The 26,603-nt window shown below is 38.9% G+C and carries 28 protein-coding genes and 1 riboswitch; of the genes, 2 read left to right on the forward strand and 26 right to left on the reverse strand.

Going from position 1 to position 26,603, the window contains the following annotated elements; genetic code table 11:
- Positions 1–106: 106 nt before the first annotated feature.
- From era to rpsU, 12 genes are all read right to left on the reverse strand, one after another.
- The gene (gene era / locus JIN86_RS03110; RefSeq protein ID WP_004227129.1) at positions 107–1,024 is read right to left on the reverse strand and encodes a GTPase Era; all 918 of its coding nucleotides are present in this window, start codon (positions 1,022–1,024) and stop codon (positions 107–109) included.
- On the reverse strand, positions 1,011–1,424 hold the full coding sequence (locus JIN86_RS03115) for a cytidine deaminase (protein ID WP_202341245.1): 414 nt from the start codon (positions 1,422–1,424) through the stop codon (positions 1,011–1,013). The genes era and JIN86_RS03115 overlap by 14 nt, the downstream gene beginning before the upstream one ends.
- 59 nt (positions 1,425–1,483) lie before the next feature.
- Entirely contained in the window at positions 1,484–1,834 is a 351-nt protein-coding gene (locus tag JIN86_RS03120) for a diacylglycerol kinase family protein (protein ID WP_004227121.1), read from the reverse strand.
- A complete protein-coding gene (gene ybeY / locus JIN86_RS03125; RefSeq protein ID WP_202341246.1) occupies positions 1,835–2,308 on the reverse strand; it encodes an rRNA maturation RNase YbeY in 474 nt (157 codons plus the stop codon).
- Positions 2,309–2,316: 8 nt separating this feature from the next.
- Positions 2,317–4,437, reverse strand: coding sequence for an HD family phosphohydrolase (locus tag JIN86_RS03130; protein WP_202341247.1), 2,121 nt, complete (start codon positions 4,435–4,437; stop codon positions 2,317–2,319).
- A gap of 262 nt (positions 4,438–4,699) precedes the next feature.
- On the reverse strand, positions 4,700–5,656 hold the full coding sequence (locus JIN86_RS03135) for a PhoH family protein (RefSeq protein ID WP_004227104.1): 957 nt from the start codon (positions 5,654–5,656) through the stop codon (positions 4,700–4,702).
- Positions 5,657–5,658: 2 nt separating this feature from the next.
- Entirely contained in the window at positions 5,659–6,771 is a 1,113-nt protein-coding gene (locus tag JIN86_RS03140) for a sporulation protein YqfD (protein ID WP_202341248.1), read from the reverse strand.
- Between the two features lies 1 nt (position 6,772).
- Positions 6,773–7,021 (reverse strand): hypothetical protein, encoded by a 249-nt coding sequence (locus tag JIN86_RS03145; RefSeq protein ID WP_202341249.1) that lies wholly within the window; start codon positions 7,019–7,021, stop codon positions 6,773–6,775.
- A 54-nt stretch (positions 7,022–7,075) separates the two neighbouring features.
- Positions 7,076–7,552 carry a hypothetical protein gene (locus tag JIN86_RS03150; protein WP_004227092.1) on the reverse strand — a complete coding sequence of 159 codons (477 nt, stop codon included), beginning with the start codon at positions 7,550–7,552 and terminating at the stop codon, positions 7,076–7,078.
- Positions 7,553–7,578: 26 nt separating this feature from the next.
- Positions 7,579–8,583, reverse strand: coding sequence for a flotillin-like protein FloA (floA, locus tag JIN86_RS03155; RefSeq protein ID WP_202341250.1), 1,005 nt, complete (start codon positions 8,581–8,583; stop codon positions 7,579–7,581).
- A gap of 3 nt (positions 8,584–8,586) precedes the next feature.
- A complete protein-coding gene (locus JIN86_RS03160; RefSeq protein ID WP_202341251.1) occupies positions 8,587–9,915 on the reverse strand; it encodes an NfeD family protein in 1,329 nt (442 codons plus the stop codon).
- A gap of 307 nt (positions 9,916–10,222) precedes the next feature.
- Entirely contained in the window at positions 10,223–10,396 is a 174-nt protein-coding gene (rpsU, locus tag JIN86_RS03165; RefSeq protein WP_004227078.1) for a 30S ribosomal protein S21, read from the reverse strand.
- 252 nt (positions 10,397–10,648) lie between these two features.
- Positions 10,649–10,790, forward strand: a riboswitch (cyclic di-AMP (ydaO/yuaA leader).
- 115 nt (positions 10,791–10,905) lie between these two features.
- Here rpsU and JIN86_RS03170 point away from each other — a divergent pair.
- Together JIN86_RS03170 and JIN86_RS03175 are read left to right on the forward strand one after the other, a co-directional pair.
- Positions 10,906–12,243 (forward strand): TrkH family potassium uptake protein, encoded by a 1,338-nt coding sequence (locus JIN86_RS03170; protein WP_202341252.1) that lies wholly within the window; start codon positions 10,906–10,908, stop codon positions 12,241–12,243.
- A gap of 25 nt (positions 12,244–12,268) precedes the next feature.
- On the forward strand, positions 12,269–12,925 hold the full coding sequence (locus tag JIN86_RS03175) for a potassium channel family protein (RefSeq protein WP_004227067.1): 657 nt from the start codon (positions 12,269–12,271) through the stop codon (positions 12,923–12,925).
- 51 nt (positions 12,926–12,976) lie between these two features.
- On the opposite strand, the gene JIN86_RS03180 is transcribed toward JIN86_RS03175, so the two are convergent.
- From JIN86_RS03180 to JIN86_RS03245, 14 genes are all read right to left on the reverse strand, one after another.
- On the reverse strand, positions 12,977–13,546 hold the full coding sequence (locus tag JIN86_RS03180) for a manganese catalase family protein (protein WP_004227065.1): 570 nt from the start codon (positions 13,544–13,546) through the stop codon (positions 12,977–12,979).
- A gap of 24 nt (positions 13,547–13,570) precedes the next feature.
- A complete protein-coding gene (locus tag JIN86_RS03185; protein WP_016994107.1) occupies positions 13,571–13,834 on the reverse strand; it encodes a spore coat protein CotJB in 264 nt (87 codons plus the stop codon).
- Positions 13,827–14,054: a spore coat associated protein CotJA gene (locus JIN86_RS03190; protein ID WP_004227061.1), complete on the reverse strand. Its 228-nt coding sequence runs from the start codon at positions 14,052–14,054 to the stop codon at positions 13,827–13,829. The genes JIN86_RS03185 and JIN86_RS03190 overlap by 8 nt, the downstream gene beginning before the upstream one ends.
- Positions 14,055–14,189: 135 nt before the next feature.
- Positions 14,190–14,861 carry a deoxyribose-phosphate aldolase gene (gene deoC, locus JIN86_RS03195; protein WP_009373827.1) on the reverse strand — a complete coding sequence of 224 codons (672 nt, stop codon included), beginning with the start codon at positions 14,859–14,861 and terminating at the stop codon, positions 14,190–14,192.
- Between the two features lie 208 nt (positions 14,862–15,069).
- On the reverse strand, positions 15,070–16,404 hold the full coding sequence (gene mtaB, locus JIN86_RS03200; RefSeq protein WP_004227055.1) for a tRNA (N(6)-L-threonylcarbamoyladenosine(37)-C(2))-methylthiotransferase MtaB: 1,335 nt from the start codon (positions 16,402–16,404) through the stop codon (positions 15,070–15,072).
- Positions 16,405–16,419: 15 nt separating this feature from the next.
- Complete coding sequence (locus JIN86_RS03205; protein WP_009373826.1) at positions 16,420–17,157, reverse strand: 16S rRNA (uracil(1498)-N(3))-methyltransferase; 738 nt, start codon at positions 17,155–17,157, stop codon at positions 16,420–16,422.
- An 80-nt stretch (positions 17,158–17,237) separates the two neighbouring features.
- The gene (gene prmA / locus JIN86_RS03210) at positions 17,238–18,179 is read right to left on the reverse strand and encodes a 50S ribosomal protein L11 methyltransferase (protein WP_004227050.1); all 942 of its coding nucleotides are present in this window, start codon (positions 18,177–18,179) and stop codon (positions 17,238–17,240) included.
- A 21-nt stretch (positions 18,180–18,200) separates the two neighbouring features.
- Positions 18,201–19,319 (reverse strand): molecular chaperone DnaJ, encoded by a 1,119-nt coding sequence (gene dnaJ / locus JIN86_RS03215; RefSeq protein ID WP_004227049.1) that lies wholly within the window; start codon positions 19,317–19,319, stop codon positions 18,201–18,203.
- 233 nt (positions 19,320–19,552) lie between these two features.
- A complete protein-coding gene (gene dnaK / locus JIN86_RS03220) occupies positions 19,553–21,394 on the reverse strand; it encodes a molecular chaperone DnaK (RefSeq protein WP_004227047.1) in 1,842 nt (613 codons plus the stop codon).
- A 75-nt stretch (positions 21,395–21,469) separates the two neighbouring features.
- Positions 21,470–22,042, reverse strand: a complete 573-nt coding sequence (gene grpE / locus JIN86_RS03225) for a nucleotide exchange factor GrpE (RefSeq protein WP_004227038.1) — start codon at positions 22,040–22,042, stop codon at positions 21,470–21,472.
- Positions 22,043–22,059: 17 nt separating this feature from the next.
- A complete protein-coding gene (gene hrcA, locus JIN86_RS03230) occupies positions 22,060–23,088 on the reverse strand; it encodes a heat-inducible transcriptional repressor HrcA (protein ID WP_004227036.1) in 1,029 nt (342 codons plus the stop codon).
- Between the two features lie 89 nt (positions 23,089–23,177).
- Complete coding sequence (gene hemW, locus JIN86_RS03235; protein WP_004227033.1) at positions 23,178–24,323, reverse strand: radical SAM family heme chaperone HemW; 1,146 nt, start codon at positions 24,321–24,323, stop codon at positions 23,178–23,180.
- A 172-nt stretch (positions 24,324–24,495) separates the two neighbouring features.
- Positions 24,496–25,659, reverse strand: a complete 1,164-nt coding sequence (gene chrA / locus JIN86_RS03240; protein ID WP_237497106.1) for a chromate efflux transporter — start codon at positions 25,657–25,659, stop codon at positions 24,496–24,498.
- A gap of 85 nt (positions 25,660–25,744) precedes the next feature.
- Positions 25,745–26,593, reverse strand: coding sequence for a DUF4179 domain-containing protein (locus tag JIN86_RS03245; protein ID WP_004227019.1), 849 nt, complete (start codon positions 26,591–26,593; stop codon positions 25,745–25,747).
- Between the last annotated feature and the right edge of the window lie 10 nt (positions 26,594–26,603).

Raw genomic sequence — 26,603 nt, forward strand, 5'->3', positions numbered from 1 at the left:
AGAAGAAGTTAACCTAAAACCGTCACGTCAAAATTTGGCGTCTATTCCTGATTCAACGGGCAATGTTCGCGAACGTTACAATTCATTTGCTAAGCCAGGAAAAAACTTAATATTCATCATCACGGAATCCAAAATCGCGTAAATGTGTAGCTTTATTACGCCAATCCTTTTGCACCTTTACCCATAGCTCTAAATAAACTTTAGACCCTAGGAGCATTTCGATATCCTTTCGCGCACGTGTCCCTACTTCTTTAAGCAAGGCTCCACGCTTTCCTATAACAATCCCTTTTTGCGAATCACGCTCCACAATAATCGTAGCCGCTACATGAATTTTATCCTCATTTTCTTCATCACGACGAATTTTATCAATTACCACTGCGATAGAATGGGGAATTTCTTCACGCGTTAAATGTAGGACTTTTTCACGAATAAGTTCAGATATAATAAATCGTTCAGGATGATCTGTCACTTGATCGGCTGGGTAATACTGAGGTCCTTCTGGTAAATACTTCGCCAATGTCACTAATAAATTTTCAACATTATTGCCTTGTAGCGCAGAAATCGGTACAATCTCCGCAAAGTCATAGCGCTCTTTATAGCTCTCAATAATTCCCATTAGTTCATCTGGATGAATGGCATCAATTTTATTGATGACCAAAAAGACAGGTGTTGGGTTTCCTGCTAGCATTTCTAGAATAAATTCATCACCTTTACCGAGTTTTTGCTCAGCATTAACCATAAACATAATAACGTCCACTTCACGCAATGTGTTTTTAGAAACCTTCAGCATGAAATCGCCTAGTTTATGTTTTGGCTTGTGAATACCTGGTGTATCAATAAAAATCATTTGGCTATCATCTGTTGTTAGTACGCCTTGTACTTTATTTCGTGTTGTTTGTGGCTTATCACTCATGATCGCAATTTTTTGACCAATGACACGATTTAAAAATGTCGATTTGCCAACGTTTGGACGACCAATGATGGAGATAAAGCCTGATTTATAGCCATTTTTAGTTTCCTGCATTCTCTAAATCCTCCGTCGTAAATGCAAACGGTAGTAATTCGCCCACTGACGTTACCGTCACATCACCTTTTAAGTTCGTTAAATAAACAGGCATAGTTGGAGTACAAAACTCCATCATGACCTGGCGACATGCTCCACATGGGGCGCATGGTCCGTCCGTATCAGCTACAATGGCAATGGCCTCGAATTCGTAAATTCCCTCCGATACTGCCTTAAAAAACGCTGTACGCTCAGCACAATTTGTCATACTATAGCCTGCATTTTCAATATTACAACCGTGAATAACCTGTCCATCTTTTGTTAGTAGAGCTGCCCCTACTTTAAATTTTGAATAAGGAACATAGGCTTTTTCACGTGCCTTTTTTGATTCTTCTAATAATGCATGCATATCCATTGTCATCTATACTAATTCTCCCTCACATTTATGGTTTATTTTCAATTAGAAGACACTCATTTCCATTAAAACCATTTTGGCAGAAAGATGAGTAATCCGATTATAGCACTGAATAGCGCAAATACAAGCACTGCACCTGCTGCAATATCTTTTGCTTGCTTAGCAAGCGGATGTATCTCTGGGGAAGCTAAATCGACTACCCGTTCGATAGCTGTATTCATCATTTCCAGCGCAAACATTAGTGCTATTAATAGTAGCACAATATACCACTCCATACGAGATAAACCTGTCAAATAACTAGCCAGTATAACAATGATTGCACTTACTATATGTGATTTCAAATTTTGTTCTTTACTTGCAGTTATGATGCCTTCAAAAGCATAGCCAAAAGATCGCAAGTATTTTCGAAAATTCATCTAATCTCGACCTAAGCCATAAGTTTGGAGAATCTCATCTTGCTTTGCAAACATCACTTTCTCTTCTTCTGGCTTCATATGGTCATAACCAAGTAAATGTAAAAAACCATGTACAGCTAAAAAGCCTAATTCTCGCTCAAAGGAATGATTATATTCCTCTGCTTGCTCTTTTGCACGATCAGTCGAAATAATGATGTCACCTAATACACGTGGCATCCCTTCAAAAGTAACTTCCATTTCCCCTTCCCCTAGCTCCTCTAGTGCAAAGGAAATGACATCTGTTGGCTGATCTTTGCCACGATATTCACGATTAATATCTTGAATTGCCTTGTTCGTTACAAACGTCACCGAAACCTCTGTTTCTGGCTCAATATTTTCTACACTTGCAGCATGCTGTAATAGCTTTTCAACAAGTTCGATATGTTGTGCCCCCACTTCATTTGTTTCATCCGTAAAATCAATTGTTAAAATCATAGATCCTCCTACTTATCTGCCTTTGGATATTCAATACGTGAATGGAATATCCCATTCAACGTTTCACAAAGTACTCTCTCTATACATTTTAACTCTTTTATTGAAATATCGCATTCATCAAACTGATTATCTTGGACCCGATCATCGATAATCGCTCGTACTAGCTTCTGAATTTTCTCTGCATTTGGTTCTTTCATAGAACGTACTGCTGCCTCGACACTATCCGCAACACTTATAACAGCTGCTTCTTTTGTTTGTGGTTTGGGCCCTGGGTATCGGAACTTTGCCTCATCAATATTTTTTCCTTCTTCCTTTGCTTTAAACAAGAAGAATTTTAACAAACTTGTGCCATGATGCTGTAAAGCGATATCAATAATCTCTTGAGGCATTTTATAACGTTTTAACATATTGGCACCATCTGTCGTATGGGCGATAATAATCTCTGCACTTGTTTCAGGCGGTAAAGAATCATGCGGATTGATGCCTGACATCTGATTTTCTATGAAAAAGGAAGGTCGTTTGGTTTTACCAATATCATGATAATAACAACCTACACGCGCTAATAAACCGTCAGCACCAATCTCTTCACACGCAGCTTCCGCTAAGTTCGCTACCATCACACTATGATGATATGTCCCTGGAGTTTCCATTAATAATTTTTTTAATAATGGATGGTTGGGATTGGATAGCTCAATTAAACGTAAAGATGAAAGCAAACTAAACGCCGATTCAAAGAATGGTAAAAGTCCCATCGTTAATGCCCCTGAAAGCAAGGCCGATAACATCGCCGCTATTAAGTAAAATGCTAATTCTGGTAAGCCATAGGATGATTGTGTCATTAATAAATAAAACGCGATAAATGCCATGTTTACAAGGGAAATCACACCAACCGCATGTAAAATATGTGAGCGTTTTTCCACACTACGCAAAAAGAATAGGCTTGCAAACCCTCCGAATATGATATACAGCGTAATTTCCATTTGCATAACTGAGGAATAGCCTTCTTGAAAAATTACTCCTGCTGAAGCAGCCGTCATAACTGTAATTAATACGGCTGCTCGCTCATCTGCTAGCAATCGTACAAGCATCGTCGCTAGTGCTGTCGGGAATAAAAAGGCAATCGTCACATCAAAGCCACTAGAAACTAAGCTAATAAATTTCATGAGCAAAATAGACAAGCTATAAACAATCACTGTCACTAACAGTGCATTACGTTTTTTTCGTTCGTTCGTCTCCCAACGCTCAAATAAAATATACATAAACATCATTTGCAGTAGCGTTAAAATAATAAGCCCTGCTATCGGCTTAAAGGAGGCTTTATTACTAACCATCCCTAATAGCTCTAATTGTCTAAAAGCCTCATTGTCAATAACTTGGCCTTCTTGAACAATAATCTGACCTTGTAAAATGCGCGTTGGCTCTACACTTTCTTTGGCCTGCTGTTTTCGAATCTTTGTTTGTTCTTCGTTAATTGTTTCATTTTCAATAATGCTTGTACGTCCTATTAACACGACTGTATTGAATATTTTATCAGGATATCCTCGTTGTCCACGAATCTTTGTCTCAAAATCATTTTGTGCAACAAAGACGTTCTCTGGTCGGATGGATTTTTGTAAATACTCCTCTACAAATTTAGATAATTGCGTACTTGTTCTAGTTAAATCATCTTCACTTTGCACTAACAGACCTTCCAGCTGAGAATCTGTAAAAATTAACGGCATCTGGTCTTCGTCAATGGATTCAAATTTCTTTCGAAGCTGTGTAACTTGGTCTGCAATAGGAATAGGTTCCTTACTATTTGCAACATCTTTTTTCACTTCCAAAACATAATCAAATAATGATGTTACAATCGCTGCTCTTTGCTTGGCGACATCCTCCGAAAATTGATAGACTGAATCCACTGCATTGGCAGCTTTTTCTCGCTCTAGCTGAGTTTTATAAGTGTCTTCAATCGTTTTAGTAGATCGTACGGTTTCAGGCGCAAGCTGTAATGGTTTGAAATCATATGTAACTCCTTTAACATTGCCATACATGAACCCAAATTGTAGGCCACCTGTTAAAATGAGAATGATGATAAGAAAGTAGCGAAAACCGATAAGCTCTGTAAATTTTCGAAGTTGTTTCTCCATCTGGCACCTCCTCTATCTACCTACTATCATACCAATTCAACATACATTTTTCTCGAAAAATGTATAAGAAAGCAAAAAACAGCTATGCATCTTCGCATAGCTGTCACATTTTTTTCCATATTTTGATTAAATTCGTGGTTTAGGTTTTAACTATATAGATGTTTTAAACCTCGTTACCCCTATCGCTTGCGGGGCAGACTTTAACAACCCGTTGCCCCTGTCGCTTCGCTTGCGGGGCAGACTTTAGAATTGCTATGCAATTCTAAAGTTGCTGTTCTTCGTAGGCTTGAATGATTTTGGCTACGATTGGGTGACGTACGACATCACCTTGTTCTAGGACTTGGAAATGGATAGATTTAACATACTTTAATGTACGTTCTGCTACAATCAAGCCAGATTCTGTATTTTTGGGTAGGTCGATTTGTGTTTTATCCCCTGTGATGACCATTTTAGAGCCGAAGCCTAGACGAGTTAGGAACATTTTCATTTGTTGATGTGTTGTATTTTGTGCTTCATCTAAAATAACAAAGGCATCATCTAATGTACGGCCACGCATATAGGCTAAAGGGGCGATTTCAATTGTTCCACGTTCAATTAGCCGCTGTGTTTGTTCTGAGCCGTAGATGTCGTTTAAAGCGTCGTAGAGAGGTCGTAGATATGGATCGACCTTTTCCTTTAAATCCCCTGGAAGAAAGCCTAGAGACTCTCCAGCTTCAACAGCAGGGCGAGTTAAAATAATTCTCTTTACATGGCCGTTTTTAAGTGCCTGTGTTGCCATGACTACCGCTAAATACGTTTTCCCAGTACCGGCTGGACCAATACCGAAAACGACGTCTTTATGACGGATTGCTTGTATGTATTCTCGTTGACCAATTGTTTTTGCACGAATTGACTTACCTTTCGTCGTGCGTGCTATTTCTTCATCATATAATTCTGCAAAATACTCGATTGTTCCTTTTTGTGTCATTTCAATAGCTGTTGTAACATCACGTTGATCAATATTAATACCTTTCCGTATGACCTTCAATAAAGCTTGCAGAAGAAATGTTGCCTGTTCCTTAGCATTTTCTTCACCCGCAAGTTGAATTTGTTCACCACGCGTAATGATATGAACATTAAGTGCTTCTTCAACTAATTTCATATTTGCATCGGAAATACCTAGTAGCATAACCGCTTCGTTTGGATTATCCACCTGTAATACAGTTAACTGTTCTGACATAATCATTCTCCTTGTAGGCCTTGTATTGGACTTGCAATGTTTTCATTGACTAAAAATAGAACTTTCCCTTCAACTGTACCATTCCCCCACTTTGCCTGTAAAAGGTTTTCTTTCTTGATGATTGTTTTTGCAGGTAACGAGCGTAATACTTTTTCATGCAATAAAGGAATCAGCAATGACTCAATTTTCGATTCATCCAACTCTACTTGCATGGTTTTCGTCTGTTGCTCCTCTACAATCGAAACATAGGGGGATAGCCAATTCGGTAAATCCTTCCTTTGTACATAATCCACCTTTTCCTGATGTATACCCTTTATCAACACTCGCCATTGCTTTTGCTGCAAGGTTTCCACGGTAATTTTTGTTGGAATTTTAAATGAACATTCAAGCCAATAATCTGCATAAACCTCTCCCTTCGCCCCGACAAAAACTTGATCTGTGCCACTTTCTAATACACCACTTACGAGGACGTCACCTTCGTAGGCTGTATCATTGACTGAAATTTTTCGCTCACCATGCTGTATATTAAAATGTGTAATGACACCACTTTTCGTTGCTACTATATGGGAGGCTAATTTATCAGTTGTTTGCTCAGTTTGTTTAGGTGATTCTTGTGGTCTCAAAATTACTCGTCCGCCCTGTTTATCAATATGAACCCACGATAGCTCTCGGTGTTGTTCTAACAGCTTTTGTCGTATAACCGTATTGGAAGGTAACTTTTTTTGTGATAAAGGGGTTTCTAGTTGAAAGGTTTCATGAAAAGTCTTACCTAAACGCTGCTCTAATTCTGGTGTGGCGGCTTCGATGTCCACTCGCCATATGACTTGTGCACAAAGAATTGGAATAGCAATCATAAAGGCTAAGCCCAATAAAGTCCAAATTTGCGCTCGAAAAACTTGAAGCTCATCTGCATAAAATACAGCCATTTTTAAGCGAAAACGTCTTCGTACACGGCGAATTTTTGGTAGATAATGCATCGTCGTTTCAAAGGAAACTTCCTGCTCACGAAAGACAACACGCTTTAATGGGACATGTTGAGCGTGCAATGCTTGAATAAAAGGATGAACATTTTCATGGCGCTTTATACGTATAATAATTGGCCGATTATTCCACATTTTAGCTCACACCCATATTCTTTATCATTTTCATATGAAGCTCCTGTAGATTGTCAACAGTAAGATGTAGCATTTCTTCTTTGAGCGCATTGATTGTCACTGAATCCGCATTGACAGTAATATGATAATCTGCATAGACAAACGAACAGGTCGTCGCATCTGCATGAATAAAACGGTAGGGTCCAATAATCTTTAATGATTCGTATTCTAACAACTCAAGTAGTGGCGTTAATTGAAATAATTTTTTCATAAAAAATGCCTCCTTCTTCGGCAATATATGCATCGAAAAAGGAGGACATGCTAGTTATTTTCTTTTTGATTTCGGTGGCCCTAATATTTCAGCCATCACGATTGCTTGCATAAGATCATTTTTAGATTGAGGTAGTTGTAAAGTCGAATGTGAGCCAACTGACTGCACTTCCTTTTTTTCAGCACCTAATCGTCCTCGACTTTCTCGATTAGAAGAACGGCTAGGGATATCTGCTGGAATGACAGTTGGGGCAACATAGCTTGGTATTTCTCTTTTCACTTGTTCTTCAACAAATTTTTTAGGCTCCTCGACTTTCTCATTTTCTGGAATCCAATCTCCTATAAATTCTCGTGCAAAATCTTCAAAACTCTGTGCTTTCCCAGTACGATGTGACGCTTTCTCCGTAACCGGAGGCTCCACCACAGTATCTTTATTAAAAGGAGGCATCTGCTTCTGAGGCTTTTTATTTTTTGATTTTCCGAAAATAGAGCTGACTATGGCAATTATGGCAAAGAGTATTAATTGTTCCATATTATTAGTTCTGCTCCTTTCCGTTATTAAGCATTAGGTTCATTTGTTTCAGGTTTTTCTGTGCTCACTTTTGAAATCGAATCGCGCATCGCTGTATCCGCTTGGATATTACGATAGTTCATATAATCCATAATACCAAGATTACCAGAACGTAAGGCTTCAGCCATCGCTTGAGGTACTTCTGCCTCTGCTTCTACTACTTTCGCCTTCATCTCTTGAACACGTGCAATCATTTCTTGCTCATTTGCAACAGCCATAGCACGACGTTCCTCGGCTTTTGCTTGCGCAATGTTTTTATCTGCCTGTGCTTGTTCAATCTGTAATTCAGCACCGATATTTTTACCGATATCTACATCGGCAATATCAATGGACAAGATTTCAAAGGCTGTTCCTGAATCTAAACCTTTAGATAATACTGTTTGCGAAATCATATCTGGATTTTCTAAAACTTCTGTATGATGTGTCGCTGAACCGATAGTTGAAACGATCCCCTCACCAACACGAGCAATAACTGTTTCTTCACCAGCACCACCGACTAAACGCTCGATATTGGCACGCACGGTAATACGAGCCTTTGCTTTTACTTCAATCCCGTTCATTGCTACACCTGAAATGAAAGGTGTTTCAATAACTTTTGGATTAACGGACATTTGAACAGCTTCTAATACATCACGCCCAGCTAAATCAATTGCTGCACAACGTTCAAATGACAGTTCAATATTGGCACGATGAGCCGCAATTAAGGCATTCACTACACGGTCAACATTACCACCTGCTAAATAGTGACTCTCTAACTGATTAATCGTTACAGGTAAACCAGCTTTATGTGCTTTAATCAACGGATTAACAATTCGAGACGGGATTACACGGCGTAAGCGCATCCCAATTAATGTGAAAATACTCACACGTACACCTGCTGCTAATGCAGAAATCCACAATGCTACGGGTACAAAGGTAAAGAATACCGCAAGCACAATGAATAAAATAACTAGTCCAGCAATAGGACCAATCAAAGCTAAATCAAAACCCATTTTCTATTCCTCCATCTCTTTATCTGTTTGTCTCACAACAATGCGTGAGCCTTCAACTTTAATAATTTCTACATGTTGATTGACATCGATATAGCCACCTTCTGAGACAATATCAATGCGTTCACTACCAAGTACCATTGTTCCAGATGGACGAAGTGGCGTAAGCGTTTTCCCAATTTTCCCTAACAGTTCTGTGCGATTCACATTGGATACATACCCTTCTTCTGTCGTGGTTGCATCCATTAACACAAGCCTGTTTAAGACATGCAGTTTTTTTCCGAAAAATTTCATCAGAATCACCATTCCTATCATCGCTATCACAACCGCAATGAGAATTGCTACTATCATTTGCATCATATTTGCACCTGCCAGTATCAGACTTAGTACTATTAAGACACCACCTAAAATACCAACAATTCCACCTGGGACAAAAAACTCTGCAATTAAAAGGGCTAACCCAACAATAAATAACAATAATGTTTCATATCCCGCAAAGCCGGCCACCATATGTCCAAAGAAGAATAAACCAAGTGCTGATAAGCCCATTATACCTGGAACACCAAATCCTGGCGAATAAAGCTCCATCACAAGTCCTAAACTAGCGATAGACAATAGAATAGGTACAATGATGGGATTTGTAATAAAACGAGCTAATTTTTCAGAAAAGGTCGGTTCAATGGGAACAACATCACTACCATTCAAGTTGGTTACGTCTAAAAGCTCCTGAAAATCCTTAACCGTCCCTTCAGAATATTTAACCTTTAATGCTTCTGAGGCAGATAGGGTTAACAAATTCTTTCCGCCAGCACGGTATTCTGGTAGTTCATAGTTGGTATCTGCCATTGCTAATGCATACTTAGGGTTGCGCCCTGACGTTTCTGCTGCTGCTTTCATTTGAGCAAGCCAAGCGCTATTAGCCTTTAGGTCGGCCGCATTACCTGCTGAATCGATAACTGCCGCTGCACCGATTGTTCCATTTGGAACCATGTAGATCTCATCCGCATGTAAGGCTAAAAAAGCTCCTGCTGAGTGCGCATCCTTATTAATATAAGCAATCGTCCTTATTTGCGTTGCATCCATAAGCATGGCGATATCATTGGCCGCATTCACAAAACCGCCAGGCGTATGTATTTCTAAGATAATCGCCTCTGCATTGTTTTCTTCAGCCTCTTTAAAAGCTCGTTCTAAAAATGCATGAAGTCCTCGTTCTACTTCATTATGAATCAGAACATGATAAACCTTATTACTGGCAAAAGCCGAAGTTAATGGAAACGCTAACAAAAAAGTCATCCATATCACTAGTAAATAGCTGAGGATTCTCCGTTTTCGCATCTTTTCCCCTCCCTTCTAACATGCCTCTCCTCTGTATATACGGTCAATCATGCGAAAAGTTTCACAAATCTTAAAAATTTATTCACTTATTTATCATTCGATCTAATGCAATTACCAACAGTATGTGCAAAAAAGCCGAATGAATCAAAGTGAATTCATTCGGCTTTTTCATATGTACGTAAAGTTGAGCAATGTAAAATACCTGAAATTAATCAAAAATGTGATTAATTTCAGGTATAACTTTGTCTGCTCAGTGAATCATACAATTGCGTGTTATGAACGTAGGGATTTTTAATGGGAAATTAAATTACCACTTACGTTTACGTGCAGCTTCTGATTTCTTTTTACGTTTTACGCTAGGTTTTTCGTAGAACTCGCGCTTTCTAACTTCTTGAATTGTACCACTTTTTGATACAGTACGTTTGAAGCGGCGAAGAGCATCTTCAAGCGATTCGTTTTTGCGAACGACAGTTTTTGACATCTCTCTTTCCCTCCCTCCGAACACACGTCAATACACAATTAGGCAAATCACCTTCTGTTGTGTACTAAAAAATTATATCGTATTGTCTAATAATGGTCAATAGAAAGTATGCGAAATTATCAAGTGAATTTTTGGTTTTATTTTTGCTCGAATTATTCATACAGAAATCGCCCACAATAAAAATAATTACATTTTCCTAACAATTAAGGGGTTTACAAAAAATAGAATAAGGGCGTAGAATAATCACATTCAATTTCATATCGGCCAAATCTCAACTATTTGAGAACGGAGGAACCAATTTTTTGGGGTTAATTCTGCTTTAGCAGAAGGGATGAGAAAGCTCTTTCGCCATCCTACCCGTCAGCTAACTTCGTCGGCTAAAGCGAAGGAGGTCGTTATTGACCACCATTATGAGCATGCTTTCTGTCATTTTCATGCTCTTATCGTAGGTCTTTTTATTATGCCATTTAACAAACAGTTGTTTACTATTCAGAATTGAGGAAAATAAAATGAACAATTTTAAAAGAGCATTAAACCCTCCAAAAGTTCTCGTATTGGGCTTTGCTCTCATTATTGCCATAGGGACGTTTCTTTTAACAATGCCATTTTCTACAGAGGATGGGAAGGGTTTGCCCTTTTTAGATGCTTTATTCACTGCTACATCAGCTACTTGTGTCACTGGATTAATTGTAGTTGATACAGGTGATACGTTCTCTACTTTTGGCGAAGTGATTCTTTTATTCTTAATCCAAATTGGCGGTTTAGGATTTATGACATTTGCCACATTATTATTTTTACTGCTTGGAAAGAAAATTTCATTAAAAGAAAGACTGCTGCTTAAAGAAGCATTTAATAATATCTCCATAGCTGGTCTTGTTCGATTAGTAAAAAGAATATTGCTTTTTACAGCATGTATTGAAATAATTGGTGGTCTTATTCTATCGATTCGTTTTTCTTTTGATATGCCCATTGGAAAGGCCCTTTATTTTGGATTTTTTCATGCCATATCCAACTTCAACAACGCTGGCTTCGATTTAATGGGTGGCTTTAACGGAATGACTGCCTATGTTGATGACCCCTTTGTTGTTTTCACCATCTGTGCTCTTATTACAATCGGTGGATTAGGCTTTATTGTTATGAATGAATTGTATGAATATCGTGTGACTAAAAGGCTTTCTGTCCATTCAAAAATAGTCTTAGTAACCACACTTTTGCTAACTGCTAGTGGAACCATTTTGATATTTTTGTTTGAGTATGGCAACCAAAAGACACTTGGATCATTATCCGAATGGGGTAAAGTGTTAGGTTCGCTTTACCAAGCGGTTACACCACGAACTGCTGGCTCCAATACACTGGCTATTGGAGACTTAACGCATTCTACATTATTTTTAATGATCATTTTCATGTTTATTGGGGCAGGCTCTGGGTCGACTGCTGGAGGTATTAAAATCACAACCTTTGCTGTTTTAGTGGCTACTATGTGGTCACAAATTCGAGGAAAAGAAGATGTCGTTCTCTTTAAACGTAGAATTGTCACTGAAACTATTTTAAAGGCTTTGACGGTTACAATGTGTGGAGGATTAATTGTTGTAGTCGTGACGATTCTTCTCAGTATCACGGAACAGCATCATAGCTTTATGATGTATTTATTTGAGGCTACCTCTGCATTTGGTACTGTTGGTCTTTCGATGGGCCTAACCCCAGATCTAACACCTGCTGGTCGTCTTCTTCTGGTTATTACCATGTTCGCAGGAAGAGTAGGACCACTAACCATTGCTTTTGCCATTGCAAAACGAAGAAAAAAAGAGAGTTTCCGCCACCCAAAAGGAAACATTATGATTGGATAACCAAATGAGAGGAAGGCAAAACGCTATGACCATTAAACAATACGCTGTGATTGGCTTAGGTAGATTCGGAACAAGCGTCGCTCGCAGATTGCATGAAGCTGGACAGGAAATATTAGGAATTGATATAAATGAAGAAAGAGTAGAGGATGCCGAACCCTATGTGACTCACGCTGTGGTTGCAGATACAACAGAAGAAAAAGCCTTAAAATCGATTGGTATTGGTAACTTCGATTGTGTTATCGTGGCGATCGGTAATGATATGCAATCTAGTATTTTAACCGTCTCTTTATTAAAAGAGCTAGGGATCAAAAAAGTGATTGCAAAGGCACTGGGTAAAAGACATGGGCAAGTGTTAGATAAAGTAGGAGCTGATTGGATTATTTACCCAGAAAGGGATATGGGTGAACGTGTGGCTAATCAACTCCTATCCCCAAATATGTTGAATTATATCGAATTATCAAAGGAATACAGTATTGAAGAAATTATGATTCCTTCCAAAATGGCTGGACAAAACCTTCGTGACTTAGACTTGCGTGCAAAATATAACGTCAGTGTAATTGCGATTGTGCGCGAGGGAGAAATTATTATCTCCCCTTCTCCTGAGCAAATTATTGAAAAGGAAGATTTATTAGTAATGATTGGTCATCGAAAAGATCTTAGCTTATTCTCAAATATTCAATAACCACAACAAGGCTGTGTCAAGTTCACCTTGATACAGCCAGCCATTTTTGTCTTAGAAAACTTTCTTTTGATCTCTATCATCTTTTAAAATTTCAACAGCCTCTCTGAAGCGTTGGGAATGAACAATTTCCCGTTCACGTAAAAACTTCAAACTATCATTTAAATCCGTGTCATCTGATAAGTCAATAATCCATTGATATGTGGCACGCGCCTTTTCTTCAGCTGCAATATCCTCATACAAATCCGCTATAGGGTCACCCTTTGCTTGAATATAGGTTGCTGTGAATGGTACACCTGAGGCGTTTTGATAGAATAGAGCCCGATCGTGATTTACATAATGATCACCCAAACCAGCTTCTTTCAGCATTTCTGGTGTTGCATCCTTTGTTAGCTTATAAATCATCGTGGCAATCATTTCTAAATGTGAAAATTCCTCTGTTGCTATATCGGTCAATAACCCTACTACTTTGTCAGGAATCGTATAGCGCTGATTCATGTAGCGTAGAGCGGCTGCCAGTTCCCCATCCGCTCCTCCATATTGTTCAATTAAAAACTTTGCAAGCATTGGGTTACATGTACTAACTTTTACCGGATACTGGAGTTTCTTTTCATAATACCACAAAGATTTTTCCTCCTAGTCTTTTGTTTAGACTTGCCATGGCCATGGTGTATCAATCCAGTTAAAAGGATAATTTGAATAGCTTCTCCCAAAATTCATGAGCGGTCCATATTTTTGCTCAAAATCAATTTTAAGTTTCATACTTTTCTCTGTATTTTCATTAAATTGCTGAATGGCGTCATAATCGTGTGGATGAGTGTCTAAATAGAGGTTTAATTCAACAATGACGAAATCAATTGCTTGTATTTCTTCTAATTGCTTATAAAATTCGGGCGGCATCTTTTTAGTCATGCTTCCTCCCTCCTTTTAGGGGAAATGGGTATGGGCTAAACAACTGTGGCCATAGGGTTCCTGCCATTAGCGCTTCTCTTGCGGTTGGAAATTGTGGAAGTCCAGGTGGTTGAAAACCCATATATAGTTGTGGGGGTGTTGCATAATACTTAACTTCTATAGGTTTACAAGGATCAAAGGGACTAATATAGGGCCTCCAAGACTTATACTGTGTAAACATGACATCCTCCTTTCTGTATTTACATTCATCAGTGGAGTATATGTGCATAGAAAATTATTATGCTGATTAAACACAAAGAAGCCATAAGCTCACGTCAATGTACACATGAGCTTATGGCTCTATAAAAAGATAAAATTAATAGTTGGAGTCGGCAATTAAACCATTCATAATCGCTACACCAGAGCTAGCCCCAATACGAGTCGCACCAGCTTCTACCATTTTTTTCATGTCCTCTAAGCTACGAACACCACCCGATGCTTTTACGCCAAGATCTGGACCTACAGTTTTACGCATAAGCGCGATATCCTCTGCTGTTGCTCCACCAGTAGAAAAACCTGTAGATGTTTTCACATAGTCAGCACCCGCCGCTACAGCTAATTCACATGCTTTCACTTTTTCCTCATCTGTTAGTAAGCATGATTCAATAATGACTTTTACAAGCGCGCTATCTTTAGCTGCTTCTACTACTGCTGCGATATCTGCTTGTACAAGCTCATAGTTTTTATCTTTTAATGCACCGATATTAATAACCATATCTACTTCTTTTGCACCGTTAGCAATGGCATCTTTTGCTTCAAATGCTTTGACTGCTGGCGTATTGGCACCAAGTGGGAAGCCGATAACCGTACAAACTAAAACGTCTGTACCCTGTAGTAATTCACTGCTACGTTTTACCCAAGTAGGATTTACACAAACAGAAGCAAAGTTAAATTGTTTAGCTTCTGCACATAATTTTTCAATTTGTTCTTTTGTTGCCTCAGCCTTTAATAATGTATGATCAATCATACGTGCAAAATTTTTTTCCATTGTTGAACGCTCCTTCATTAAACAAGATGTACGTACCTCTTCGAATCATACCACTTTTTCATGTTGGCGTCTAATATCTTTCTATTTTATTAGTTTGGCTCAATTCAATTCCTACTATGACATGGATATGCCAATTTATTCGAGTATTCCCCTCCTCCTGAAGCAACAAAAAAAGGATTGCCTCCAACCGTTAGCAATCCTTTTCATATTAATTAACTGTTTCTAAAACACGAACAAATTGACCTTGTGAGTGTGGATAGCCTGCTTGTGTAATTTTTACTTTGACAAGCTGACCAATGAGACTTTCAGGCCCTTCAAACACTATTTTTAAGTAATTGTCTGTATAACCAGTTAGAAGCCCTTCTTCTTCACTGCCATCATGGACAAATTCTTCAGGAATCACTTCTAATACTTGGTCTTCAAAACGAGAGGCATATTCTTTTGCCAATTGATCATTTAAAGAAATAAGGCGATGCACACGCTCATTTTTAATATCTTCATCAATTTGATCTTCCATACGTGCAGCTGGTGTTCCTGTACGTGGAGAGAATGGGAATACGTGTAGTTCAGAGAACTTATGATCACGAATAAAGTTGTACGTTTCCATAAATTCTTCCTCTGTCTCACCTGGGAAACCAACAATGACATCTGATGTGACGGCTAAATCAGGTAAGGCCTCATGTAGTTTCGTTAAACGTTCACCGAAAAACTCCATTGTATATTTACGACGCATACGTTTTAAAACCGTATCAGATCCAGATTGGATAGGTATGTGTAAATGATTAACAACAATTTTAGATTCTCGAAGAACTTCAATAACTTCATCTGTCAATTGACTAGCCTCAATAGATGAAATACGAAGGCGCTTTAAGCCTTTTACATTGGCTTCTAAATCACGTAGTAGCTGTGCAAGATTATAATCTTTTAAGTCTTGTCCATAGCCACCCGTATGAATACCCGTTAAGACGATTTCTAGGTAGCCAGCATCAACTAGTTGCTGTGCTTGATGTAATACTTCCTGTGGATCACGAGAACGCATTAAGCCGCGTGCCCATGGGATAATGCAAAAAGTACAGAAGTTGTTACAGCCTTCCTGTATTTTTAATGAAGCACGTGTACGGTCTGTAAATGCAGGTACATCTAATTCCTCATATACACGATTTTTCATAATATTACGTACGGCATTAATCGGTTGGCGTTCTGCACGATATTGCTCGATATAGCCCAACAATTTCGTACGATCCTGCGTTCCTACAACAATATCAACGCCAGGAATCGCCATAATTTCTGCCGGGGATGTCTGTGCATAGCATCCCGTTACACAAATAACCGCATCAGGATTTTGTCGCACTGCACGACGAATCACCTGGCGAGATTTCTTATCTCCAGTATTGGTAACTGTACAAGTATTAATAACATAGACGTCTGCTTGATGATCAAATTCTGTACGATCATAGCCCTCTTCCTTGAACAGTTGCCAGATTGCTTCTGTTTCATAATGATTTACTTTACAGCCAAGTGTGTGAAAAGCCACTTTTGACAAGGCTGAACACCTCTTTCATTCAAATTCATAGGATATGGCAGACAGTGCGTATAATGGCGCTGTTTCTGCTCGTAAAATTCTCGGTCCTAATGACATCGTTTGAGCGCCTGCTTGTAATAGCGCTTCCGACTCTTGACGAGAAATGCCCCCCTCAGGACCAAAGATAATAAGCATTGATTTCGACTTCTTATCATACACGTTTTTTAGCTTCTCCGCAAACCTTGTGCGCTTTTCAGCCTTTGCATCCTCTTCATCAGCAATAAAAACGGCATCGAATTGATCTATTTGTTGTACTAGCTGTTTAAATGATATGGGTTCAAAAACTGTTGGAATATGCGTACGGTGAGCTTGTTCCGCAGCTTCCTTGGCAATTTTCTGTAATCTTTCTTGCTTTTTTGCACCTTTTTTCTTGTCCCATTTTACAATGGAGCGTTCAGCTTCAAAGGGTAATAAAGCAAACATTCCTAGCTCTGTGGCTTTTTGGGTAATAAGCTCCAGCTTATCACCCTTCGGTAAACCACATGCTACTGTTACTTGAATGGGTAACTCTGGGGAAGGGATTGTTTGTCCAGTCGCTTCAATGACGACCTCATCCCCTTCAAATCCTTCAATTGTGCATATATACGCAGTGTTTTGTGCAACAACTACAATGTTGTCGCCTTGCTTCATACGCATCACTCGTTCAATATGCCGTGCATCTTCTCCACTAATACGTGCATTTTCGATAGCTGTTTCAATAAAATAACGTTGCATGCCACACATCCTTTCTAGCAAGAAAGGAAAACGCCAAATCACAAGCACACGGCTCACGATTTGGCGCTTCCTCAGTCATGTTATAGTGGACGACGGGCAATAATGGCTACCCAATCTTCCATTAATAATACTTCTTCGATCACAAAGCCTGAAGCTTCAAGTGCTACTTTCACATCATCTCGCTTTGCTCCGATGATGCCCGAAGTGACATATAATCCACCTGGTTTTACAATTGTATACGCGTCATCTGTGAAGGACATGATGATTTCAGCCAAAATATTAGCGACTACTACATCTGCTGGTTCTTTTACAGTATCCAATAAGTTACCATGGAACACTGCCACCTTATCTTCCACTTTATTTAATGCTACATTTTCTCGCGCTGAACGTACAGCTACCTCATCTAAATCAAGCGCATGCACACTTTTGGCACCAAGTAATGCTGCACCAATAGACAATACACCCGATCCTGTACCGATATCAACAACTGTATCCCCTTCTTTAATGACCTTTTCAAGCCCTTGTAAACACATTACCGTTGTTGGGTGGGTACCTGTACCAAATGCCATACCAGGGTCTAATTCAATAATTAGTTCATCTGTTGAAACAGGTGTATATTCCTCCCATGTCGGTACGATAGTAAAGCGTTCAGAAATCTTAACAGGATGGTAGTATTGCTTCCAGGCAGTTGCCCAATCTTCTTCATTGACTTCGACAATGGATACCACATTTTCACCGATATCAATGTTAAAGTTCGTTAAATTTGTGATAGCTGCTTTTATTTCTTCGACTGTTTCATTTAAAAAACTAGACTCCGATAAATAAGCTTTAACAATCACGCCATCTTTCGGAAAATCATCTTCATTTAGCGCATAAATTTCACCATATTGATCTTCACGTGGCTTCGCAAACTCTGCAGAATCTTCGATGACAACACCACTTGCACCTGCTTCATGCAAAATATTCGAAATTGCTTCCACCGCATCATTTTTTGTATGAATGGATAATTCTGACCACTTCACGTAGCTCTTCAGCTCCTCTAATTATTCACCTTGGAATTTTTTCTTAATTTTGTCGAATAGTGAACTACCTTGTTCTTCAGGGATATCGCCACTAATTTCTGCAAATTCTCGTAATAATTGCTTTTGTCTTTCCGTTAATTTTTCTGGTGTCATCACTTTTACTGTCACATACTGATTACCCATACCATAACCATGAACATTTTTAACACCTTTATCTTTTAGACGGAATTGAGCACCTGACTGTGTTCCAGCTGGAATACGTAATTTTACTTTCCCATGGACTGTTGGTACTTCAATTTCATCCCCAAGTGCTGCTTGAGGGAATGTTAATTTCAACTCGAAGTAAATATCGTCTCCATCTCGTTCGAAATCCTTGTGACCTTGAACGCGGAACATAATATATAAATCCCCTGCAGGTCCACCGTTTATACCTGGTTCACCTTGACCAGATACACGAATTTGCTGTCCATCATCCACACCTGCTGGGATTGTCACTTTAATTTTCTTACGTTTTTGAACTTTTCCTTCTCCACGACAAGTCGTACATTTTTCTTTAATAATTTTACCTGTCCCATGACATGTTGAGCATGTACGACGGTTCATCATACGACCAAATGGTGTATCCACTGCTTGATTGATTTGTCCTGCACCTTTACATGTCGAACATGTTTCTGGTTGCGTGCCTGGTTTTGCTCCTGAACCGTGACATGTTTCACACGTTTCATCTTTTGGGATTTCTATTTCTGTTTCTTTTCCAAAAATAGCTTCCTCAAATTGGATGTTCATACGATATTGCAGATCATCCCCTTTACGTGGAGCATTTGGATCCTGACGGCGACCACCTCCGCCAAAGAATGAACTGAAAATATCCTCGAAGCCGCCAAAGCCGCCCCCTCCAAAGCCACCACCAAAACCAGCATTCGGATCCTCATGACCAAATTGGTCGTAGCGTGCTTTTTTCTGGTCGTCACTTAATACTTCATATGCTTCAGCGATTTCTTTGAATTTTTCATCTGCGCCTGCCTCTTTATTAAGGTCAGGGTGATATTGCTTTGATAATTTACGATATGCTTTTTTAATCTCATCTTTTGTTGCCGATTTTGTTAAACCAAGCACCTCGTAATAATCGCGTTTCTCCATGATTCACACTCCGCTCTGTTTGCATAAAATCTATTGTAACATGCAGTTGAAAAAACTGCCTTAATTTTTCGATTAAACGTTCTATAAATTCCAATAATGAAGATACTCACTTCCTAGCAGCTAACGTATGCAACTAGCCCATAAATGGTGCATTTACGTGAAGTGACCTCACATCATGACAAAAGCCAAAGCCGCAAGCGGTCTTTGGCTTTTTCACTTAACTGTGTTACTTCTTATTTATCGTCTTTTACTTCTTCGAATTCAGCGTCTACAACACCGTCATCTTTTTTACCAGCGCCAGTGTCTGCACCTGCATCGCCGCCTTGAGCTGCTTGAGCAGCTGCTGCCGCTTGTTCGTAAACTTTCATCACTAGTGGCTGTAATACGCCTTCTAGTTTTTCTTTAGCTGCTTTAATACCTTCTAATTCACCAGCTTCAAGCGCTTTTTTCAATTCATCACGAGCATCTTCAACAGATTTTTTCTCGTCTTCCGTAATTTGCTCACCAAGGTCTGCAATTGTTTTGTCCACTTGGAATACTAATTGGTCTGCTTCGTTACGAAGATCTGCTTCTTCTTTACGTTTAGCATCTGCTTCCGCATTAGCTTCAGCGTCTTTTACCATGCGTTCAATTTCTGCCTCTGATAAACCAGAATCAGATTGAATCACAATTGTTTGCTCTTTGTTCGTACCAAGATCTTTTGCTTTTACAGATACGATACCGTTTTTATCAATGTCGAATGTTACTTCGATTTGAGGCACACCACGTGGTGCTGGTGGAATATCTGCTAATTGGAAGCGACCTAATGTTTTATTGTCAGCTGCCATTGAGCGTTCACCTTGTAAAACATGAATATCTACTGCTGGTTGGTTATCAGCTGCTGTAGAGAAAACTTGAGATTTTGAAGTAGGAATAGTTGTGTTACGGTCGATTAATTTTGTGAACACGCCTCCCATTGTTTCAATACCAAGTGAAAGAGGTGTTACGTCAAGTAATACAACGTCTTTCACATCACCTGTTAATACGCCACCTTGTACTGCAGCACCCATTGCAACAACTTCGTCAGGGTTAACACCACGGTGAGGCTCTTTCCCTGTTTCTTTGCGTACTGCTTCTTGTACTGCTGGAATACGTGTAGAACCACCAACTAAAATAACTTGGTCAATTTCAGAAGTTGACAGACCTGCATCAGATAATGCTTGACGTACTGGTCCTACTGTACGATTTACTAAAGGTAAAGTAATTTCATCAAATTTTGCACGAGTTAAAGAGATTTCTAAGTGTAATGGACCTGCTTCACCAGCTGTAATGAATGGTAAAGAGATTTGAGTTGATGTTACACCAGATAAATCTTTTTTCGCTTTTTCAGCTGCATCTTTTAAGCGTTGCATCGCCATTTTATCTTTTGATAAGTCAATGCCATTTTCTTTTTTGAATTCAGCTACTAGATATTCTATAATTGCGTCATCGAAATCATCTCCACCTAGTTTGTTATCACCAGCTGTAGCTAGTACTTCAAAGACACCGTCACCTAACTCAAGGATAGACACGTCAAACGTACCGCCTCCAAGGTCAAATACTAATACTTTTTGATCTTGATCTTGTTTATCTAATCCATAAGCAAGAGCTGCAGCAGTAGGTTCGTTGATGATACGCTCTACTTCTAGACCTGCGATTTTACCAGCATCTTTAGTTGCTTGACGCTGTGCATCGTTAAAGTAAGCAGGAACTGTAATAACTGCTTTTGTCACTTTTTCCCCTAAGTAGTCTTCAGCATAGCCTTTTAAGTATTGAAGAATCATCGCAGATACTTCTTGTGGCGTGTAGTCTTTATCTTCGACTGTTACTTTTTCAGCTGTACCCATTTTTGATTTAATAGAAATGATTGTGTTAGGATTTGTTACTGATTGACGTTTCGCCACTTCACCAACTTGACGTTCACCATTTTTAAAGGCAACAACAGATGGCGTTGTACGGTTTCCTTCTGGGTTTGGAATTACTTTTGGTTCTCCACCTTCAAGTACAGAAACGCAAGAGTTTGTTGTTCCTAAGTCAATACCAATAATTTTGCTCATTAAAATTTCCTCCTATTATGTCAACGCAAGGGATGCGTTTTCTAACTAATTTTAATTGACTAAATAGTGCAAAGACTATTCGTTCACAGATACCATTGTTGGGCGTAATACACGATCCTTTAAGATATATCCTTTTTGTAGTTCGCGTAAGACGATACCCGTTTCTTTTTCACTATCTTGTTCTTGCATAACAGCTTGGTGAATTGTTGGATCAAATTGCTCACCTTCAGCTTTAATCACTTGCAGACCTTCTTTTTCTGTTGCTTCAATTAAAGAGCGATACACCATTTCAATTCCTTTAATGATCGATGCAGTCTCTTCAGAAGTTGTCTCTACTTGTAAAGCACGTTCAAAATTATCAAGGACTGGTAATAGATCAGATAGTAAGCTTTGGGCGCGATACTTTTCAGCTGCCTCACGGTCTAACTGATTACGACGGCGCATATTATCGAAGTCAGCACGTAAACGTAGGTGACGATTTTCTTCGTCAGCCAGCTTTGCTTGTAGTTCAGCCAGCTTAGCCTCATACTGTTCTTCAATTGATAACTCTACTTCTTCCTGAACTTCTGTTTGCTCTACTTCCTCAGTTGTCGTTTCAGCTTGTACATCTTCTTGTACTAAATCTTTGTTTTCCGTTGTTTCCGTCACTTGAATCCTCCTCATTATCATTCACTACGATTCTTCATAAAGGCTTGTGTTAAATCCAAGCGCATTACGTCTAATAAAGCTACAACACGTTTATAATCCATACGTGTAGGGCCAATAATAGCAATGGCTCCCTGTTGATCATCACCAATAGAATAGGTAGTGGTAATGACACTGCAATTTTCCATTTCTAGTTGTTTATTTTCTGAGCCTATCCGAATATGAATACCTGATTCATTCGGATGGAAAAGTGACTGCACTTGGCTAGTCGTCTCCATCAAGTCCAAAATCATACGGACTTTATTTAAGTCATGGAATTCTGGTTGGTTGAACATATTCGTTTTCCCACCATAGAAAATTTTACTTTCTGAATTATGCATTGTTGCTGTGATAAGTGCGCGAATAAAATCATCCGCTGACCGAACATGTTGCTGTAACACGGCTAGCACTTCAGCTTCAAGGCTTTTATGGAGATCCTCTAATGAAACTCCAATAAGGCGATCATTTAAGATATTCACCATTTTCTCTAAATCAGAAGCGGTAAAGTCAGGTGGTAGATTGAACATGCGGTTTTCTACATGCCCATTATTCGTCACGATAATCGCTACTGCTGTGTCGCTTGAGAGAGGGACAATTGAAAACCGTTTAACACGATGCCTTTGGACATCAGGTCCTAAAAGTATGGAAGTATACGATGTCAGCTCTGATAAAATATTGGCTGACTTTCGGATAATATGCTCTACTTCTACTAGTCGATCATTAAAAATTGATTGAATTTGTTGAATGTCCTTGGAATTAATACCTTGAGGACTCAACAAATGATCTACATAAAATCTGTAACCCTTTTCCGAAGGCACTCGACCAGAGGAGGTATGCGTTTTTTCTAAAAAGCCTAATTCCTCTAAATCCGCCATTTCGTTTCGAATAGTGGCTGGACTAAATGTAATCCCTTGTTTTTTGGAGATTTGGCGAGAACCTACCGGCTGCGCAGACACAATAAAGTCGTCTACAATGACTTGCAATATCTGTAACTGCCGATTTGTTAGCATGATTATCACCTCTGTTAGCACTCAACTAAGAGGAGTGCTAATACTATTATTAAGTTATCAAATCCCACATTTTATGTCAACGATATCGCTCAATCTTCTAGCAAAAATTGTTGAAATACTTCATTGCCCACAAAACGTCCTTTTCTCGTCAAGCGTACCCCAAGCTCATCCTGTTCTAAAAGCCCCTTTGACACTAGATCTTTTATTACCACATCATAATGGGCAGACATAGGTGTTTTAAATTTCTCTTCATATATAGAGTGCATAACACCCTCTGTTTTTCTTAGCCCTAAAAACATTTGTTCTTCTCTTTTTTCCACTTGTGATACTTCATGTGCGTGGACAATTGGTAGCTCATTTGCCTCAATAGCTTCCATATACTTTTTTAATGGACCGTGATTGGAATAGCGTATACCTGCTAAATACCCATGAGCCCCTGCGCCAAACCCCACATATTCATCATTATCCCAATAAATCTTGTTATGCTCTGAACGATACCCAGGCTTTGCAAAATTACTAATTTCGTATTGTTGAAGCCCATGTAAGGCCATTTGTTGCATCAGCACATCATACATATCCGCTTCTAAATCTTCTGTCGGTAAATACAGTTTTCCTTTAGCGTACTGATTATAAAAAATCGTTTTGGGTTCTACAATAAGAGAATAGGCAGAGAAATGTGGCAAATCAAGAGTAAAAGCTTTGGCTAATGAATCCTTCCATTGCGCCATTGTTTGTCCAGGTAAGCCATACATTAAATCAATGCTGATATTACGGAAGCCAATTTTCCTAGCCAAGGCGATTGTTTCATAGACATGATCATTACTATGAGTGCGTCCAATCTTCTGTAGCAATCCCTGGTCAAAAGATTGTACCCCCATGCTTAAACGATTGACACCACCGTCGAACAACACCTGCAATTTGGCTGCAGACAATTCATCTGGATTTGCCTCTGATGTAAATTCTGTCACACTATTCATTGGAATATACGTATGAATAGACGTTAGTAGTTTGTCCAATTGCTCAGGCGATAAAGCTGTCGGTGTTCCGCCACCAAGAAAAATCGTCTCGATGTTACGGAATTTTTCAGAATGTTTTTCTGTTGTCAGGGCCATTTCTTTTCCAAGCGCTTCTATATATTCATCCACTGGTTGATTTTTAAAATAAAATTTATTGAAATCACAATAATTACAGATTTGATGACAGAAAGGAATATGAATGTAAACACCTCGTGCCATAGCAATCCCTTCTTTCGCGTTAAGTCTTTTCCATTTCTACATTATAACGAATCGATAGAAGGAACGCTATGAAACCCCACAGATACTTTTAATGAATATTGATTCTGTAATGACAAAACAAACTGCACCTCCGATTATTAGTTAGAATCTAACAATCGAAAGTGCAGATTTTTCATGTATAAAAAATGACGCCCACAGCAATTCCTAAAAGCACCAATAAATAAGGTTGTATTTTCCATCGAATTAAACACCATAAAAAGACAGCCACTATGAAAATATCTAACGTGCTGAGGATGGTTTGTGTTACAACGGGATGTACAAAAGCAGCGGCTAGAATGCCAACGACCGCCGCATTTGCGCCTGCCATCGCACCTCTAAGACGTGCAATACGGCTTAGGCTAATCCAAAATGGTAGCGCTCCAACCACTAGCAAAAACGCTGGTAAAAATATTGCGAAAGTAGCAATAATAGCCCCTGGAACGCCAGCAATGACCATACCGATATATGCAGCAAATGTAAATAAAGGGCCCGGAACTGCCTGTGTCATACCGTAGCCAGCTAAAAAATCTGAAGTACTTATTTGACCACTTTGAACAAATTGTGTTTCCAGTAAAGGTAAAACAACGTGACCGCCACCGAATACTAAGGCACCTGCAAGATAAAACTTCTCCATCATGGAAATCCACTCATGCTGCCAGAAGGCGGCTAATACAGGTAAACCTAGGAGTAGCATGAAAAAAAGTACTAGTAAAACAATGCCCGTGGTTTTTGAAATAGGTATATGAACTAATTTTGAGGTATTACTCGCGTCACTTTTTTTCAGAAGTTGAAAGCCTAAACAAGCAGCGATCAATATTGCTACGATTTGAGCAAATGGATTTAGCCACGTCAATACTGTTAACAATGTCAATATAGCAATCAACCAGTGCCATTTTGTCGAGAGTAATTTTTTGCTCATATCAAAAATAGCATGAGCGACAATCGCCACTGCTACTAACTTCAAACCATGAATCCAATCCATCTTAAACTCTGTATACTTGGAGAAATAGGCAAAAATTATAAGTATCAGAACAGATGGTAAGGTAAAACCAAGAAATGATAGAAAGCTTCCTAATACTCCTCCTCTAAGTAAGCCAACCCCCATCCCCACCTGACTAGATGCAGGACCAGGCAAAAATTGACTTAACATAACGAGTTGACCATAATCATGTGCAGAAAGCCATTTACGCTTCTGTACATATTCCTGTTGAAAATAACCTAGATGAGCTGTTGGGCCTCCGAATGAGGTACAGCCCAATTTTAAAGCAACAAAAAAAATCTCCCAAAGCCTTCGCAAACTCTCAACTACTTTCCATATCTTTTATTTCATTTTACATGGAAAGCAGTTTTTATTAGATTAAGAGTTTGTAAAATTTAATTCATTATTCATCTTTCTTTATTTTAATTGCAGAACCTACTTTACTACCCTCTTTATTGATTGGAATTAAAGTGTAATTTTTTTCTGTTAAATAGAGTGCATCTACACGACTTCCCCACCTTGTACCCTCTTTATTTAATGGATAGGGTGTGGCAAAAGCCCATGATTGTCCAGATTTTGATTGGATTTTAAAGTGTAACGCATCATTGACAACACTTTCCTCAGCATGAAAATAAATGGTTGTGGAAATAGGTGTGGAGACAACTTTGTCAATGGTTATTTCCTGCTGATCACCATGCTTTACTTTTTTATCAATAGAAAAGATTTCACGATCTTGTTGTAATTGCTCTTGTGAAGCATCTACCTGAAATTCCCATGGCTTCTCAATTGGTGTTTCAACATTCCAATCTTTATAACGAATAACTAATTCTAATTGTTCATCAGTCGGAAAATCATCCATTTTAATACTATTGTATATTGTATAGACGTTGGCAGACTTTGCTATGGACTGTCCTCCATTACGAACCATATAATCTTGACCATTGACGAGAATTTGCGGAAAGAAAAATACTTGATGGTCTAGTTTAAACTCTTTTCCAGGTTCGAAAGTTGCATTCAGTAAAATTTGATTATCATCTATAATCACTTCATTTAATGTTAACCTTCCTAAGCTATTGCTAGCTGTTTTCCCTACATCCGTTTTATAGGCTTCAAAATTCACATCCTGATCCCACCACAAATACAGCGTCGATCCACTAGCAATCATTAATAAAAGGATCACAATAATAAGCCATTTCTTACTTCTCCGATTTTCCTTATCCAAATCCACAACTCGAATCATATCATTGGACAACCGTACACCT

Origin of the sequence: Lysinibacillus sp. HST-98, from assembly GCF_016757845.1 — a bacterium.
GTDB classification, from domain to species: domain Bacteria; phylum Bacillota; class Bacilli; order Bacillales_A; family Planococcaceae; genus Lysinibacillus; species Lysinibacillus capsici.